Raw genomic sequence first — 15,968 nt, forward strand, 5'->3', positions numbered from 1 at the left:
AGGGGCGTCGAGTGGCGTTCGGGAGGGCCGGACAGCAGAACCAAAAGGGCACGCGATCTCGCCCTGGAACGGCTTGACCAGGACTTTTCTTGCGCGAGGGAGTGCAGACCCACCGCGATCTTCGAACGTGAGCTGCTGGGTTAGCGCACTATCACAGGAAGGGTCGCGGCGCCGAGCCCTCGAACACGCCTACTCCCGCGGAGCCGGCCGCCGCGGGATCCAGCAGCGCACGCGGTCGCGGTAGCGGCGGAAGGAATCGCCGAAGCGCGCCTCGAGGTCGGCCTCCTCGAGCGGGCGGACGGCGTAGTTCCAGAGCAGCGAACCGAGCAGTGCGTAGACCACGACCAGCCACGACGACAGCATCAGGCCGACCGCGATCCCCTGGCTGATGCCGGCGACGGCCATCGGGTTGCGGACCCAGCGGTAGGGGCCCGCGATGACGAGCCGGTTGGGCATGGCGGTCGGGAGCGGCGTGCCGTCGCCGAGCAGCGACATCGACAGCGCCGACCAGAGGCCGAGGGCACTCGCGAGCACCAGCAGTGCCAGGCCGGCCGGCCACGCGACCGCCGGGAACGGGACCCCGACGGCCCAGCGCGCCTCCAGGACCGCGATCACGACGGGGAGGACGGCGAGCGCGCCGCCCCAGAACACGACGATCTGCGCGAGGGTCGCGGCGAGGTGGGCGAGCGGCCGGCGGCCGGAGGACGCGAGCCGGAACGCGAAGGGACCGGAGGCGATCCAGCGGGTCGGGATGCGGCCGAGCAGGAGGAGGCAGAGGGCGGCGACCGAGCCGCCGGACGCCGCGAGCATCGCGAGCACGCCCCAGCCCGCCTCCGAGGTGGCGGTCGCGTAGCCGGCGAGCGCGAGGGCGACGAGGAGGGTCCAGCCGGTCGCGAGCCGGGCCGCCCAGCGCAGGCCGGCGGCGGCCAGGGCGGAGGCGCCGACGAACAGCGGGAGATCGAGCGCGGCGATCGGGAGCGGGTCGAGCGAGCCGAGCGTCGCGGTGCGGACGAGCGGCGAGAGCGCCACGGCGATCCACCAGGCGGCGCCACCGAGGGCCTGCGCGGCGAAGTACGCGCGCCCCCACTGCATGGGTGCGACGGTACACGTCGCCTCGAGAACGCAGGAGTTGTCGCACTCGACCCTCGAGTACGACAACTCCTGGAGGCTCGCGGCGGGGCGCGGCGTTGACTGCGCTGTCAATCCGTGTTCTACTCCTTGCACGGTGCATTGACTGCGCTGTCAAGAGCGCGGACCGCGCACGGAGCGAAGGAGCTGGATCGCATGGACGCCTCCCGTGACGAGACCCCCGCCTCCCCCGTCCCGGCCGCTCGGCGCGTCTCGATGGCCGACGTCGCGCGTGTCGCCGGCGTCAGCCAGAAGACCGTGTCGCGCGTCGTCAACGCCGAAGCGCACGTCTCCCCGGCCATCGCCGACCGCGTCACCGCGGCGATCCGGTCGCTCGGCTTCCGCCCCAACGCCGCGGCCCGCACGCTCGCCTCGCAGCGCAGCCGGAGGATCGGCATGGTCACCATGGGCACGTCGCTCTACGGGCCGTCGGCGATCCTCGACGGCGTCGAGCACGCCTCCCGCGCCGCCGGCTACTTCCTCAGCGTCGTCCGCACGCTCGAGAACAGCGGCAGCGAGCTGCAGACGGCCGTCGACACGCTGCTCGACCAGGGCGTGGACGGCATCATCCTCTCGGAGCCCGTCGACTTCGGTCATCCGCAGCTGCGGATCCCCGCCGGCGTCACCGTGCTCAGCTTCGACCACCCGGGCGAGAACCACCGCCCGGAGGAGCTCGTCGTCGGCACCGACGAGGCCGGGGCCGCACGCAGTGCGACCGAGCACCTCCTCGCCCTCGGCCACGAGACCGTCTGGCACATCGCCGGCGCCAGCACCTGGTCGGCCACCCGCCGCAGGATCGACGGCTGGCGCGCCGCGCTCGCCGACGCCGACGTCGCGGAACCACCCGTGCTGAGCGGCGACTGGACCCCGCGCTCGGGTGCCGAGGCGATGACCTCGATCCTGCACCGCCCCGACGTCACCGCCGTCTTCGCCGCCAACGACCAGATGGCGGTGGGTGCGATCCACGCCGCCGAGGCCGCCGGACTGCGGGTCCCCGACGACATCAGCGTCGTGGGGTTCGACGACGACCCCCTCTCGGAGTTCCTGCACACGCCCCTGACCACCGTGAAGCAGGACTTCGCCGAGGTCACCCGCATCGCCATGCACCGCATGATCCGCACGCTCGAGGGCCACGCGCCCGCCGACCGGCACCGCTCCGTCCCCGCGCAGCTGATCGTCCGCGCCTCCTCGGGCCCGGCGAACAGCGCGCGGGCCTCGGTACGACCCCTCCCTCCGACCATGGTCCCCTGAGCCACTCCCACGGAGGCGTCCCGCCTCCCGCACCCGGCCACCGCGCCACCGCGGTCCCTCCGGCGCGCCCTCCCGCGACCCCGCCCCCTCTTCGAGGAGTACCCATGCACCCCCTCTCCCCCGCGCTCTCGCGCCGCGGACTGCTCCGCCTCGGCGCCGCGGCCGGCGGATCGGCGGCACTCGCCTCCCTCCTCGCCGCGTGCTCGACCACCGGCCCGCAGACTGCGCTGACGAGCGGAGCCGTCGACCTCTCGTTCTGGACCCACGACGACGGCTACGTGCAGTTCTTCACCGAGGCCCTCGCGCTCGCCGACGAGCGCACCGCGTTCGCCTACTCCCTCGACGTCACCAAGATCGGCGCGACCGACATCGTGACGAAGATGATCGCGCAGGCCGTCGCCGGCTCCGGCACCCCCGACGTCGTCGGCATCGAGGTCGCGAACTTCGCGCGCACGCTCCGCGGAACCATCGCCTCCGAGCTGCTCGTCGACCTCACGGACGCCACCACGCCGTACCGCGACGACCTCATCGCCGCGCGGGTCGACGCGTTCAGCAAGGACGGCAGCCTCTACGCGCTCGACTCCGACACTCCGCTCGCCGTCTACTACTACCGCGCCGACGAGTTCGAGCGCCTCGGGGTGCCCACCGACCTCGAGACGTGGGAGGAGTTCGCCCGCGTGGGCGGCGAGATCAGCCGGCGGGAGGGCGTCTCGTTCGGCGCACTCTCGGTCGGCAGCGATCTGCCGCAGGTCGTGCAGGGCTACCAGCTGCTGCTGATGCAGCGCGGCGGTCAGCTCTTCGATCGCGAGGGGCGGCTCGACATCGAGACCCCGGAGGCGGAGGAGACGCTGAAGTTCGCGGCCGACGGTCTCGCCTCGGGCTTCTTCACCACCGTCGCCGACTACTACGGCCCGAGCATGCAGAGCGGGCTCAAGGACGCGACGATCCTCGGGGTCGACATGCCCACCTGGTACTCGAGCTACGGCATCAAGCCGAACGTGCCCGAGCAGGCCGGCCTCTGGCGGGTCGCGGCGCTCCCGAGGTTCGAGGGCGGAGGCGGTCGCACGGCGGTGGGCGGCGGCACCGGCTTCGCGGCGATCAAGGACAAGGCCAACAGCGACGCCGCGGTCGAGCTGATCCTCGCCGCCTACCTCGACCCCGCGCAGCAGGTGAAGCGGTACCGCGACCTCGGCTACCTCCCGACCCTGCGCTCGGTGTTCGACGACCCCGAGCTCGCGACCATCACCGACGAGTACTTCGGCGGCCAGGCCCTCTTCGACGTCTACGGCGAGATCATCGACGAGGTCCCGTCGCTGTACCAGAGCCAGGACCAGCAGATCCTCACGACAGTGCTGTCGGGCTACCTCCTCCAGGCCTACAAGGGCACCCTCTCCCCGGCGCAGGCGCTCCGCGCGGCGGCCGAGGACTTCCGCGGCCAGGCCCGCAGCTAAGGATCGATGATGTCGGCTCTCACCACCGCGGGCCCGCCCGCCTCGGCCCAGGACGGACGCGGCGGCTCCCCGCTCGACGCCGCCCGCGCCACGAAGCGCAAGCGCCTGAACACCTCGGGCGGCAGCGCTCCCTACCTCTTCATCGCGCCGTTCTACGTGCTCTACGCCCTCTTCATGATCGTGCCGGTCGGGGCCGCGGTCTTCCTCAGCCTCACCGAGTGGGTCGGCCTCGGCTCGCCCGAGTTCGTGGGCCTGGCCAACTACGGGAACCTGATCAGCGACACGAGCTTCGGCGTCGCCCTGGTCAACACGCTGATCTACACGCTCATCGCGGTCTTCGTGATCGTGCCGTGCTCGCTCCTGATCGCGCAGGGGCTCAACGCCCGCGGGCTCAAGGCGCGCGACCTCTTCCGACTCACCTTCTTCATCCCGATGGTGCTCTCGCCGATCGTCATCGCGCTGATCTACAGCCTGATCTTCGACCGCAGCTACGGGCTGCTGAACTCGCTGATCCGCGCGGTCGTCGGCGTCGGCGACATCGACTGGCTCGGCGACCCGACCCTCGCGAAGGTCGCGATCGGCTTCGTGCTGCTCTGGCGCACGGTGGGCTACCTCACCATCTTCTTCCTCGCCGCGCTGCAGGCCGTGCCGCCGGAGCTGTACGAGGCCGCCGAGCTCGACGGGGCGGGAGTGCTGGGCAAGTTCCGCAACGTCACCCTGCCCGCGATCCGGCCGGTGACCGCGTTCGTGGTGGTCACCTCCTTCATCAGCGCCGCGCAGCTCTTCGACGAGCCCTACCTGCTCACCCGGGGCGGGCCCGGAGAGGCGACGCTCTCGGTCTCGATGTTCATCTACCGCGCCGCGTTCGAACGCCAGCAGTTCGGGTACGCCGCCGCGGCCGGAGTCGTGCTCTTCGTGGTCGTCTTCGCCGTCAGCCAGATCCTCAACCGCGCCCTCGCCATCGGGAGAACCTCATGACCGCCACCACGGGAATCGTCACGGCCGACGCATCTGAGCGCCGGCACCCCGCGAAGCAGCGCAAGGCCTCCGGAGGCGAGCGCGCCCGCCGCGGGCTGCTCTACGTCACCCTCTCCGCCCTGCTGCTGGTCTTCGTCTTCCCGCTGCTGTGGGCGCTGAGCGGCTCGTTCAAGGACCGCGGCGACATCTTCTCGACCCCGCCGTCGCTCCTCCCGAACCCCGCGACGACCGACAACTACGTCAACCTGCTGACCACCCAGCCGTTCTGGGCCTGGTTCGGCATGAGCGTGGGCACCGCGCTGCTCGCCACGCTGGTCTCGGTGTTCGTCTGCGCCATGGCGGGCTACGGATTCGCGAAGTTCGCGTTCCGAGGCAAGCGCGTGCTCTTCACGATCATGTTCTCGTCGCTCTCGGTGCCGTTCGTCGTGATCCTGGTGCCGCTGTTCATCCTGATCGTGAAGGCGGGACTCGCGAACCCGTGGTTCGCGCTGATCGTGCCGTGGGTGGCTCCGGCGTTCGGGATCTTCATGATGCAGCAATTCATCGTGCAGTCGATCCCGGACGAGATCATCGAGGCCGCCCGGATCGACGGCAACTCCGAGTTCGGCACCTTCTGGCGCGTCGTACTGCCCCTGCTCCGCCCGTCGCTCGGAGCGCTCGGCGTGTGGAGCTTCCTCCAGAGCTACAACAGCTTCCTCTGGCCGCTCGTTCTGCTCTCGGACTCGTCGCAGTACACGCTGCCGCTCGGGCTGAACATCCTCTTCGCCTCCGAGAACCGCTCCTACGACCTGGTCCTGGCCGGCGCGGTGCTGGCCTCGGTGCCGACCATCCTGGTCTTCTTCCTGCTGCGCAAGCAGCTGCTCGACGGGCTCACCGCGGGCGCCGTCAAGGGCTGACGCCCTCCTCCTCACCTCCTCTGTCACTCGGAAAGCCTGAAAGGCGACCATGCAGCACCTCACCGACCGCATCCTCTTCGGCGCGGCGTACTACCACGAGTACCAGCCGACCTCCCGGCTGGGCAGCCGCGACCTCGCCGAGGACCTGCGGCTGATGAAGGCGGCGGGCTTCACGGTCATCCGCGTCGGCGAGTCGGTGTGGTCGACCTGGGAGCCCGAGAACGGGGTGTTCGAGCTGGACTGGCTGCAGCCGGTGCTCGACGCGGCGCACGAGCAGGGGATCGCCGTGGTGCTCGGCACGCCCACCTACGCGGCCCCGATGTGGCTGGCGCGGCTCTCCCCCGAGATCAACGTGCAGCGCTCGACCGGGCAGCCGATGGGCTGGGGCGCGCGGCAGGAGATCGACTACTCGCACCCGGCCTTCCTCTTCCACGCCGAGCGCGTCGTCCGGAGGATCGTGGAGCGCTACGCCGCGCACCCGGCGGTCATCGGGTTCCAGGTCGACAACGAGCCGGGCAACGAGATCTTCGCCAACCGGCAGGTCTTCGAGCGCTTCGTCGATCACCTGCGGACGCGGTACGGCTCCGTCGAGGCCCTCAACGACGAGTGGGGCCTCACCTACTGGTCGCACCGGCTGTCGACCTGGGCGGACCTCTGGACGCCCGACGCGAACCTGCAGCCGCAGTACGACCTGGCGTGGCGCCGGTTCCAGGCGTCGATCACCACGGACTTCATCGGCTGGCAGGCCGCGATCGTGCGCGAGATCACGGCGAGGGTCGGGCGCGACGACCAGTTCGTGACCACCTGCATCTCGTACGAGCGCAGGACCGCGCAGGACGAGGTGCTCGCGGCCGACCTCGACGTGACCGCGGGCAACCCCTACTACCGGATGCAGGACGGACTCGCGCTGCCCGACGCCCGGCCGTTCGACCAGCACTGGACCACCTCGGGCACCTGGGCGCTCTACGCCACCGCCGACCGCATGTACGGGTCGAAGCAGGCGCCGTTCCTGGTGACCGAGACCGACGCGCAGGCGATCGGCATGCCGTGGCAGAACGAGCCCGGCTTCGACGGCCAGTGGCGCCAGGCCGCCTGGGCGCTGGTCTCGAGGGGCGCCACGATGATCGAGTACTGGCACTGGCACACGCTGCACCACGGCGCCGAGACGTACTGGGGAGGCATCCTGCCGCACTCACAGGAGCCCGGCCGCGTCTACGAGCAGATCGCGGCGCTCGGGGCCGACTTCGCGGCGGCCGGCGACCGGGTGACCGAGCTGGTGCCCGACTCCGACGTGGCGCTGCTGTTCTCGAACGAGAGCAAGTGGGCGCTGGAGGAGTACCCGGCGTTCAGCGACTCGGCGCACGGCACCGCCGACTCCCGCGGGGTCCCGGTGGCGTCGGCGCGCTCGTTCCAGACCGCGTTCGACGCGTTCGCGCGCGGCGCGTTCGACGCGGGGCTCTCCGCGCGGACCGTGCACCCGTCGCAGCTGACCACTCCGGAGGAGTTCGCCGCTGCGCATCCGGTGCTCGTCGCGGCGGCGTTCACGATCGCGACCGACGCCGAGCTGCAGTGGCTCGAGGCGTACGCGGCGGCGGGCGGGCACCTGATCGTGGGGGTGCGCACCGGTTACGAGGACGAGGAGGCGCGGGCGCGCCTGCAGCGCAAGCCCGCGTTCCTCGACGTCGCCGCGGGCATCCACTACGACGAGTTCGCGAACCTGGCGGTGCCGCTTCCGGTCGTCGCGGAGGCGGGGTTCCCGCTGCCGCAGGGCGCTCGCGCGACGCTGTGGGCCGACGGGGTGCAGGTCGACGACGCGACGGTGCTGGTGCGCTACGAGCACCCGCACTACGGCCGCTTCCCCGCCGTGACGACGCGGGAGCACGGGGCGGGGCGGGTCACCTACGTGGGGACGGTCCCGGATCTCGCGCTCGCGCGGGCGCTGATGGAGTGGGCGGTGCAGGAGCCGTCGCTCTGGCGCCGCGACTCGGCGTCGCAGACGGTGACGAGCGCGACGAACCGCCACGGCGAGCGCATCCGCTTCGTGCACAACTGGTCGTGGGAGCCGTCGACGTTCACGCTGCCGGGCGGCGCGTCGGACGTGCTCTCGGGAGAGGCCCTGCCGGCCGGAGCGGTGCTCGAGCTCGGGCCGTGGGACGTGCGCGTGCTCGCGACGCCCGCCTGAGCACCGGCCTCCCGTCGACTCCGCGCGCCGGTCGAGAACGCAGGAGTTGTCGCGCTCGACCCTCGAGTGCGACAACTCCTGGAGGTTCGACGCTCGTGGAGGCTCGACGCGGGCGCCCGAGGGGCAGGATGGGCGGCATGCAGACGAGCCGACCCGCCGCCGTGACCGCGTGAGCAGCGCGCACCCCCTCCGCGTCCGGATGCGGCCGCGCGCGATCGACGAGCCGCACCGGGTGTCGTCCCCCCTCGAGCTGCTCGTCGACCTCACGTTCGTCGTCGCGATCGCGCAGATCGTCACGCAGCTCGCGCACGCCACCGAGGAGGGCCACCTGGGCGAGACCATCGGCCCGTTCGCGATGGTCTTCTTCGCGATCTGGTGGGCGTGGATGAACTTCACCTGGTTCGCCTCCGGCTACGACACCGACGACGTTCCCTACCGCCTGCTGACGATGGCCCAGATGGGCGGTGTGCTCGTGCTCGCCGCGGGAGTCCCGGCCGCGTTCGAGGAGGGCGACCTCACCGCCATCACGATCGGCTACGCGATCATGCGGTTCGCGCTGGTGACCCAGTGGATCCGCGTCGCGGTGTCGACTCCGGAGCACCGCGTCGCGGCCCTGCGCAGCGCGGTCGGCTTCTCGGTCGTGCAGGTCGGCTGGCTGCTGCGGCTCCTGCTGCCGCCCGACCTCGCGACGGTGAGCTTCGTCGTGCTCGCCGCGCTCGAGCTGAGCGTGCCGCTCTGGTCGGTGCGCGCGGGCGATCCGAGCTGGCACCCGCACCACATCGCCGAGCGGTACGGGCTGTTCACGATCATCCTGCTCGGCGAGGGCGTGCTCGCGGCGGTGACCGGCGTGCAGCGCGCCCTGTCGGAGGCGGGCGTCAGCGCCTCGCTCGTCCTCGTGTCGGCCTGCGCACTGGTCATCGTCTTCGCGCTCTGGTGGCTCTCCTACCTGCACCCCTCGGGCGAGCTCCTCGAGCGCCGGAGGGGCCTCTCGTACCTGTGGGGCTACGCGCACTTCGCGGTCTTCGCGGCACTGGCCGCGCTCGGCTCCGGGCTCGAGGCGTCCGTCGCGGCGACAGCCGGGCACCTCGAGGCGGCCGACGCGATGGTGGGGGCGGCCGTGGCGGTCCCGGTCGCGGCCTACCTGCTGCTGCTCTGGGCGGTGCACGTGCCGCTCGGCGAGCAGCAGCCGCTCCGGGCGCCGCTCGTGCTGCCCGCCGTCGGCGCCGTGCTCGCGACGCCGCTGCTCGCGGAACCGTTCGGGGTCGGAGCGGCGGTGGTCGCGGTCGCACTCGTGTGCGCCGGCGTGGTCACGGCTGCCGTCTGGCGGCAGCGCGCCAGGGGGTGAGCCCGCCGGGGGGGGGGTTCTGGGCCGGATCACAGGGACGCCCCAGGAGGCGGAGGGGATCCGACGCCTAGTCTCGAGGGACACGCGCACCGTCATCTCGGGAGCGCGGCCCCCTCACCACGACGCCAAGGACGACGCCGATGAACCGGACCACGACGATCACCGCTCTCGCCTGCGGACTGCTGCTCACCTCGGGCGTGGCCGCTCCGGCCCACGCCTCCCCCGCCGACCGGGTCGAGAGCAGCACCATCGACACCGAGCCCGACACGCTCCTGATCAACGGCAACGCCTTCACGCTCGACTGACCGGGGCTGCGCGGGCCGCTCGATCAACGAGGCGGCGCGCACGGGATCAGTCGCGCGCCGCCGCGACCAGTCCGGCGAGCGCCTCCTCGTCCAGCGGGCTGCCGGGGAACGCGGCGATGCGGCGGAGCGGCATCGATCCGAGCATCCGCAGCATCTCGGGGTCCGAGAACATCGCCGAGAAGGCACCGTCTCCCGAGGCGAACGCGCCGCGCAGCAGCGACCCGGCGCGCGGGTGCTCGAGCCACTCCGCCACGGTCGACTCCTCGGTCAGCGCGAGCGCGAGCTCGTCGCCGGCGACCGCCACCGTCGTCGACACCCGGAGGTCGCGGCTGGAGGCGCCGACCTCGATCCGGTAGTCGCCGCCCTCGACGGTCCACGCTCCCGCTGCGGGGTGGAAGTAGGCCAGGTCGTCGCGGGGGACGTCGATCGCGACCGTCGCCGTCTCTCCGGCTGCGATCTCGACCACCGCGAACGCGGTCAGCGCCCTGATCGCGCGGGGCACCGCCGAGCCGGGGAGCCCGGTGTAGACCTGGACGACCTCGCGGCCGTCGCGCTCCCCCGTGTTCTCGACATCGACCCGGAGCCGCAGGCCGCCGTCGACGACCTCCACCGAGAGGCCGCGGTACGAGAAGTCGGTGTACGAGAGCCCGTGCCCGAAGGGGAAGGCGACCTCGAGGGCGCGCGCGTCGAAGCCGCGGTACCCGACGAAGACGTCCTCGCCGTAGCGCACGTGCCCGAAGGCGCCGGGGAAGCCGGGGTGCGACGGGCTGTCCTCGAGGCGCAGCGGGATCGTCTCGGTGAGGCGGCCCGAGGGGTTCACCGCACCGGTCAGCACGTCGGCGAGGGCGCCGCCTCCGGCCTGGCCGAGGAGCCAGCCCTCGACGATCGCGGGGACGCGGTCCTGCCAGCCCGAGGTGCGCACGACTCCGCCGTTCGAGAGCACGACGACCACATCCGGGTTCGCCGAGATCACGGCGTCGAGCAAGAGGGTCTGCTCGACCGGCAGCTCCAGGTGCTCGCGGTCGAAGCCCTCCGACTCCTCCGCGGCGGGCAGGCCGAGGAAGAGCACGACGACGTCGGCGCCCCGGGCGGCGGCGACGGCCTCGTCGCGGAGGGCCGCGGCGTCACCGGAGCCGTCCAGCGTGAATCCGGGGGCGAAGGCGGCGTCGACCGTGCGGCGCAGCTCGTCGAGCGCGGTGTCGAGGCGGGTCGGGTTGATGAGCGAGCTGCCGGCGCCCTGGTAGCGCGGAGTCCGGGCGAACTCGCCGATCACGGCGATGCTCCGGGCCGGGTCCAGCGGCAGCAGGCCGCCCCCGTTCTGCAGCAGCACGATGCTGCGCGAGGCCGCCTCGCGGGCGAGGGCGTGGTGCGCGTCGGCGTCGTAGGAGGCGTCGGGATCGGCCTGCTCCGCGATCCTGTCGAGGAGCGCGAGCGAGCGGCGCGCGGCGGTGCTCACGTGCTCCTCGTCGAGCTCGCCCGCGGCGACGGCGGCGACGAGCTGAGCGTCGGTCCGCCCGCCGCTCGAGGGCATCTCGAGGTCGAGTCCCGCCGCGACGCCGGCGACACGGTCGTTCACCGCGCCCCAGTCCGACATCACGAGCCCCTCGAAGCCCCACTCGTCGCGGAGGACGCTCGTCAGCAGCCACGGGTCCTCGGAGGCGTAGACGCCGTTGATGCGGTTGTACGAGCACATGACCGTCCACGGCTGCTGCTCGGTGACGACCCGCTGGAACGCGCGCAGGTAGATCTCGCGCAGCGGGCGCTCGTCGACGTCGGCGCTGACGCGCAGCCGATCCGTCTCCTGGTTGTTGGCGGCGAAGTGCTTCAGCGACGCTCCGACTCCCTGGCTCTGCAGACCGCCGACCAGGGCCGAGCCCATCACACCGCTCACCAGCGGGTCCTCCGAGAAGTACTCGAAGTTGCGGCCGCAGAGTGGGGAGCGCTTGATGTTGATGCCGGGGCCGAGGAGGACGCCGACTCCCTCCGCCTTCGCCTCCTCGCCGAGCGCGACGCCGACGCGGCGGACGAGGTCGACGTCCCAGCTCGATCCGAGCGCGACCGCCGGAGGGAAGCACGTCGCGGGCACGCTGTCGGCGAGCCCGAGGTGGTCGCCGCCCTGCCGCTGCAGCCGCACGCCGTGGGGGCCGTCGGTCAGCACGACCGAGGGGATCCCGAGTCGGTCGACGGGCTTCGTCGCCCAGAAGCTGCCGCCGCTCGTGAGCGAGGCCTTCTCCTCGAGCGTGAGAGCGTCGAGCTGGTCTGCGTGGGTCATCGTTCCCCTCCGGATCCGTCGGGCGTCCCTGCCTCGACGGAGAAAACCTTACATCGCTAGGGTTTTTGCGCGACACGTCTTGCCGCTCCCGGGAGTCGGGGGCATACTCGATCCCGAACGGTGGTCGGTTTTAGACTCCGGCCCGACGCTCAATGACGAGAGGACCACGGACATGACGACAGCGAGCGGATCCGCCGCAGGGATGCCCTCGGGGATGACCACCTCGACCGCGACCGTGCGGGGCCGGGGCTTCCTCGAGCCGACACAGCCGGCCAAGGGGTCCTACGTCTTCTGGCTGCTCGCGGCGCAGCTCGTCTTCTTCATCGCCCTGCTCGGCCCCGCGGTCGTCGGCATCGGCATCAAGATCCAGTCGCTGGTCGACGCGGGCGAGATCGCGCAGAACGGCGCGACCGGAGCAGCCGCCGTGCTCGGCGGATTCGGCGCCCTCTTCGCCACGATCGCCAACGTGGTCTTCGGCCGCCTCTCCGACCGCACGACCAGCCGCCTCGGCCGTCGACGCGTCTGGATCGTGACGGGCACCGTCATCATGACCGTCGCCTTCGCGATCATGGCCCTCGCCCCGACCCTGCTCGTCGCGACCATCGGCTGGTCGCTGGCGCAGCTCGGTGCGAACATGACGCTCGCCCCCTTCATCGCGACGATCGCCGACCAGGTGCCCCGGTTCCAGCGCGGCAAGATCACCGCCGCGATCGGCATCGCCCAGAACGTCGGCATCCTCGGCGGCACCTACGTCGCCCAGGCGTTCGCCGACCAGCTGTTCCTGATGTTCGTCGGCCCCTCCGTCCTCGCGATCATCGTGATGGTCGTCTTCGCCGTGGTCCTCCCCGACCGCCGCCTGCCCTCCCGCCCGCCGCGCGCGACGCTCCGCGAGTGGGCGGAGACCTTCTGGGTCAGCCCCGTGAAGCACCCCGACTACGCGCTCGCGTGGTGGTCGCGCTTCCTGATCACCTTCGCCAGCTTCGGCTTCACCACGTTCCGCTTCTTCTACCTGCTCAACCACATCGAGCTCCCCGAGGCCGACATCCCCGGGGTGATCGTGACGAGCGTGTTCATCTACACGATCGGACTGGTCGGAGCGAGCTACTTCGCGGGCTGGCTGTCCGACAGGATCGGCCGGCGCAAGGTGTTCGTCTGGAGCTCGACCGCGCTCTTCGCCGTCGGCACGTTCGCCCTGATCTTCGTCCAGGACGTCGGCGCCTTCTACGTCCTCGAGGCGATCCTCGGCATCGCGTACGGCATCTACGTGGGCGTCGACCTCGCGCTGGTCGTCGACGTGCTGCCGAACCCCGAGGACTCGGGCAAGGACCTCGGCGTCTTCAACATCGCCAACGCCCTCCCCCAGACCATCGCTCCGCTGATCGGCGGCATCCTGGTCTACGTCAGCGATCCGACCGGCAACAACTACGCCCTCTGGTTCTCGGTCTGCGCGGTCGCGGCCATCGTGGGTGCGGTCGTCATCTTCCCGATCAAGAAAGTCCGGTAGACCAGACGGGTCGGACTCCGGCCTCCTGCTCCCTCTCCCACCCTCCTCCGATCGAAAGCGACATCGACCATGACCCTTCCCGCCGCCTCCGTCCAGCTGTACACGCTGGCCAAGGAATTCACCGAGGACCCGAACGGGTCGCTCGACAAGCTCGCGGCCATCGGGCTGAAGAACGTCGAGGCGTTCGACTTCGTGCGCCGCCCGGCCGAGATCCGCGCCGCCCTCGACGCGAGCGGCCTGGCCTCGCCGACCGGTCACGCTCCGCTGCTCTCCGACGAGCTGTGGACCCCCGACGGCTCCATCCCCACGCCCGCTCCGGAGGTCGTCTTCGAGGCGGCCGCCCAGATCGGCATCACCACCGTCATCGACCCCTTCGTCCCGGCCGAGCGCTGGCTGACCGAGGACGGCGTCGCCGACATCGCCGACCGCCTCAACAAGGCCGCCGAGATCGCCGCGACCTTCGGCCTCACGGTCGGCTACCACAACCACGCGCAGGAGTTCCTCGCCTCCTTCGACGGGCAGACCGCCTACGAGCGCTTCGTCGCGACCACCGACGAGCGCGTCGAGATCGAGCTCGACCTGTTCTGGGCGCTCACGGGCGGCCAGGACGGCGCCGCACTGGTCTCGCGGCTCGGCAAGCGCCTGGTCGCCGTGCACGTCAAGGACGGCGTCGCTCCGGCCGAGAACCCCTTCGCCCCCGGCGCCGCCGCGTTCGGATCGGACACCCTCGACCAGCGCCGCCCCGGCGAGGGCGACGTGCCGCTGGTCGCGGCGCTCGCGGCCGGCGAGGGCGCGATCAAGTACGCCGTCATCGAGTACGACAACGCCCCCGGCGACGTCTTCGCCGACATCCAGGCGAGCTACGACTTCCTCGTGAAGGGCGGGTACGCGGCATGAGCGGCCCCGTCGGAATCGGCGTCATCGGCGTCGGCGTCATCAGCGACACCTACCTCGAGAACCTCAAGTCGTTCCCGGACGTGGAGGTCGTCATCGTCGGCGACCTGCTGACGGACCGGGCGAAGAGCCAGGCCGAGAAGCACGGCGTCCCCGCCTGGGGCTCCGCCGAGGACGTCCTCGCCCACCCCGGCGTGCAGGTCGTCGTCAACCTGACGATCCCCGCCGCGCACATCGAGGTCTCCGCCGCCGCGATCGCCGCGGGCAAGCACGTCTGGAGCGAGAAGCCGCTCGGCCTCGACCGCGTCGGAGCGGCGCAGCTGCTCGAGGACGCCGCCGCGAAGGGGCTGCGCGTGGGCTCGGCGCCCGACACCGTGCTGGGCCCGGGGTTCCAGTCGGCCAAGCGCGCGATCGCCGAGGGGATCATCGGCGAGCCGATGTTCGCGTCCACCGTCTTCCAGACGGTCGGGCCCGACCTCTGGCACCCGAGCCCGGCGTTCCTCTTCGCGGAGGGTGCCGGCCCGCTGCTCGACATGGGTCCGTACTACTTCACCGGGCTCGTCAGCCTGTTCGGCCCGGTCGAGAAGGTCGCGGCCCTGGGCCGCAAGAAGCTCGAGGAGCGGGTCATCCGCTCCGGCCCGGACGCCGGGTCGACGTTCCCCGTCGAGGTGCCCACCTCGCTGCAGGTGCTGACCTCGTTCGCGGCCGGCCAGCAGGCGTCGAGCCTGCTCAGCTTCGACTCCGCGCTCGAGCGCCACGGCGTCTTCGAGATCCACGGCACGGAGGGGTCGATCGTCATCCCCGACCCGAACCAGTTCGAGGGCCGCACCGCCTACGTGAAGGCCCGCACCTCGATCGCCGACGGCGACTGGGGCGAGCAGGAGTGGACCGAGATCGAGCAGGAGGGCACGGTCGTCGGCCGCGGCCTCGGCCTGCTCGACATGGTCCGCGCCATCGCGGAGGACCGCCCGCACGTGGCCACCGGCGAGCTCGCGTACCACGTGCTCGACGTCATGCTCTCGGCGCAGGAGTCGGCCGAGACCGGCGAGTTCGTCGCCCTCGGCAGCACCGTGCCGACCGTGCCGGCCGTTCCGGTCGACTTCGACCCGTTCGCGCAGACGCTCTGACGCGCGGCAGTGTCTGAGGAGCGCCCGTCGTCACGATCGTGACGGCGGGCGCTCCTGTGCGTGCTGGGAGGATGACCCGGTGGAGATCCTGCGCGAGTACCGGCCGTCCGATGCCGCCGCGACGCTCGAGGTGTTCCTCGCCGCGGTGACCGGGACCGCCGCGGCCGACTACTCCCCCGAGCAGATCAGCGCGTGGGCGCGCGCCGACGACCGCCCGCTCCCCGCCTGGCACGCCGCGATGGCGGCCCGTCGCGCCTTCCTGATCGAGAGCGGAGGCGCCGTGGCCGGCTTCTCGGATGTCGCTCCGTCCGGCTTCATCGACATGATGTTCGTCTCGCCGCGGTTCCTCCGCCGCGGAGTGGCCACCCGCCTCCTCGCGCACGCGGAGGACCTCGCGCGGCGATCGGGTGCCGCCGAGCTGTCGGCCGACGTGAGCATCACCGCGCGGCCGTTCTTCGAGAGCCGCGGATTCACGGTCGTCGCCGAGCAGCACCCCGTGCGCGCGGGCGTCGCGCTGACGAACTTCCGGATGCGGAAGCCGCTGGAGTAGCCCCTCGACGCCGCGGGCGGGCGCGCCCCTCCTCCGCTCCGACGACCGCGGTCACAGCGACGGGGTGCTGCCGCCGGCGGTCCGG

At 71.8% G+C, this 15,968-nt stretch carries 13 protein-coding genes; 11 read left to right on the forward strand and 2 right to left on the reverse strand.

What is annotated here, in order from left to right; all coding sequences use genetic code 11:
• Positions 1–189: 189 nt before the first annotated feature.
• Positions 190–1,092: an isoprenylcysteine carboxylmethyltransferase family protein gene (locus GSU68_RS17160; RefSeq protein ID WP_159909853.1), complete on the reverse strand. Its 903-nt coding sequence runs from the start codon at positions 1,090–1,092 to the stop codon at positions 190–192.
• Between the two features lie 192 nt (positions 1,093–1,284).
• Here GSU68_RS17160 and GSU68_RS17165 point away from each other — a divergent pair, with 192 nt between their 5' ends.
• From GSU68_RS17165 to GSU68_RS17195, 7 genes are all read left to right on the forward strand, one after another.
• Positions 1,285–2,379: a LacI family DNA-binding transcriptional regulator gene (locus GSU68_RS17165; RefSeq protein ID WP_208544604.1), complete on the forward strand. Its 1,095-nt coding sequence runs from the start codon at positions 1,285–1,287 to the stop codon at positions 2,377–2,379.
• A gap of 104 nt (positions 2,380–2,483) precedes the next feature.
• On the forward strand, positions 2,484–3,830 hold the full coding sequence (locus GSU68_RS17170) for an ABC transporter substrate-binding protein (protein ID WP_159909854.1): 1,347 nt from the start codon (positions 2,484–2,486) through the stop codon (positions 3,828–3,830).
• Positions 3,831–3,839: 9 nt separating this feature from the next.
• Positions 3,840–4,808 carry a sugar ABC transporter permease gene (locus tag GSU68_RS17175; protein ID WP_159909855.1) on the forward strand — a complete coding sequence of 323 codons (969 nt, stop codon included), beginning with the start codon at positions 3,840–3,842 and terminating at the stop codon, positions 4,806–4,808.
• Complete coding sequence (locus tag GSU68_RS17180; protein WP_159909856.1) at positions 4,805–5,704, forward strand: carbohydrate ABC transporter permease; 900 nt, start codon at positions 4,805–4,807, stop codon at positions 5,702–5,704. Before GSU68_RS17175 ends, GSU68_RS17180 begins: the two co-directional genes overlap by 4 nt.
• A gap of 49 nt (positions 5,705–5,753) precedes the next feature.
• The gene (locus GSU68_RS17185) at positions 5,754–7,886 is read left to right on the forward strand and encodes a beta-galactosidase (RefSeq protein WP_159909857.1); all 2,133 of its coding nucleotides are present in this window, start codon (positions 5,754–5,756) and stop codon (positions 7,884–7,886) included.
• 169 nt (positions 7,887–8,055) lie between these two features.
• Positions 8,056–9,231: a low temperature requirement protein A gene (locus GSU68_RS17190; RefSeq protein WP_208544605.1), complete on the forward strand. Its 1,176-nt coding sequence runs from the start codon at positions 8,056–8,058 to the stop codon at positions 9,229–9,231.
• 140 nt (positions 9,232–9,371) lie between these two features.
• Positions 9,372–9,536: a hypothetical protein gene (locus GSU68_RS17195; RefSeq protein WP_159909858.1), complete on the forward strand. Its 165-nt coding sequence runs from the start codon at positions 9,372–9,374 to the stop codon at positions 9,534–9,536.
• 46 nt (positions 9,537–9,582) lie between these two features.
• On the opposite strand, the gene GSU68_RS17200 is transcribed toward GSU68_RS17195, so the two are convergent.
• Entirely contained in the window at positions 9,583–11,808 is a 2,226-nt protein-coding gene (locus tag GSU68_RS17200) for a glycoside hydrolase family 3 C-terminal domain-containing protein (RefSeq protein ID WP_159909859.1), read from the reverse strand.
• A gap of 172 nt (positions 11,809–11,980) precedes the next feature.
• Here GSU68_RS17200 and GSU68_RS17205 point away from each other — a divergent pair, with 172 nt between their 5' ends.
• The 4 genes from GSU68_RS17205 to GSU68_RS17220 all read left to right on the forward strand — a co-directional run bounded on the left by GSU68_RS17205 (position 11,981) and on the right by GSU68_RS17220 (position 15,883).
• The gene (locus GSU68_RS17205) at positions 11,981–13,312 is read left to right on the forward strand and encodes an MFS transporter (protein ID WP_159909860.1); all 1,332 of its coding nucleotides are present in this window, start codon (positions 11,981–11,983) and stop codon (positions 13,310–13,312) included.
• A gap of 69 nt (positions 13,313–13,381) precedes the next feature.
• The gene (locus tag GSU68_RS17210) at positions 13,382–14,209 is read left to right on the forward strand and encodes a sugar phosphate isomerase/epimerase (protein WP_159909861.1); all 828 of its coding nucleotides are present in this window, start codon (positions 13,382–13,384) and stop codon (positions 14,207–14,209) included.
• Positions 14,206–15,333, forward strand: a complete 1,128-nt coding sequence (locus GSU68_RS17215) for a Gfo/Idh/MocA family oxidoreductase (protein ID WP_159909862.1) — start codon at positions 14,206–14,208, stop codon at positions 15,331–15,333. The genes GSU68_RS17210 and GSU68_RS17215 overlap by 4 nt, the downstream gene beginning before the upstream one ends.
• 79 nt (positions 15,334–15,412) lie before the next feature.
• Complete coding sequence (locus GSU68_RS17220) at positions 15,413–15,883, forward strand: GNAT family N-acetyltransferase (protein ID WP_159909863.1); 471 nt, start codon at positions 15,413–15,415, stop codon at positions 15,881–15,883.
• Positions 15,884–15,968 lie beyond the last annotated feature (85 nt).

Source organism: Rathayibacter sp. VKM Ac-2759 (assembly GCF_009834225.1).
Taxonomy (GTDB): Bacteria; Actinomycetota; Actinomycetes; order Actinomycetales; family Microbacteriaceae; genus Rathayibacter.

What these genes read in the sequence shown, in the direction of transcription:
- GSU68_RS17205 (WP_159909860.1), top strand. Translation starts at nt 11,981, where the DNA reads ATGACGACAGCGAGCGGATCCGCCGCAGGGATGCCCTCGGGGATGACC.
- GSU68_RS17160 (WP_159909853.1), bottom strand. Translation starts at nt 1,092, where the DNA reads ATGCAGTGGGGGCGCGCGTACTTCGCCGCGCAGGCCCTCGGTGGCGCC.
- GSU68_RS17170 (WP_159909854.1), top strand. Translation starts at nt 2,484, where the DNA reads ATGCACCCCCTCTCCCCCGCGCTCTCGCGCCGCGGACTGCTCCGCCTC.
- GSU68_RS17210 (WP_159909861.1), top strand. Translation starts at nt 13,382, where the DNA reads ATGACCCTTCCCGCCGCCTCCGTCCAGCTGTACACGCTGGCCAAGGAA.
- GSU68_RS17195 (WP_159909858.1), top strand. Translation starts at nt 9,372, where the DNA reads ATGAACCGGACCACGACGATCACCGCTCTCGCCTGCGGACTGCTGCTC.
- GSU68_RS17165 (WP_208544604.1), top strand. Translation starts at nt 1,285, where the DNA reads ATGGACGCCTCCCGTGACGAGACCCCCGCCTCCCCCGTCCCGGCCGCT.
- GSU68_RS17215 (WP_159909862.1), top strand. Translation starts at nt 14,206, where the DNA reads ATGAGCGGCCCCGTCGGAATCGGCGTCATCGGCGTCGGCGTCATCAGC.
- GSU68_RS17185 (WP_159909857.1), top strand. Translation starts at nt 5,754, where the DNA reads ATGCAGCACCTCACCGACCGCATCCTCTTCGGCGCGGCGTACTACCAC.
- GSU68_RS17180 (WP_159909856.1), top strand. Translation starts at nt 4,805, where the DNA reads ATGACCGCCACCACGGGAATCGTCACGGCCGACGCATCTGAGCGCCGG.
- GSU68_RS17200 (WP_159909859.1), bottom strand. Translation starts at nt 11,808, where the DNA reads ATGACCCACGCAGACCAGCTCGACGCTCTCACGCTCGAGGAGAAGGCC.
- GSU68_RS17175 (WP_159909855.1), top strand. Translation starts at nt 3,840, where the DNA reads ATGTCGGCTCTCACCACCGCGGGCCCGCCCGCCTCGGCCCAGGACGGA.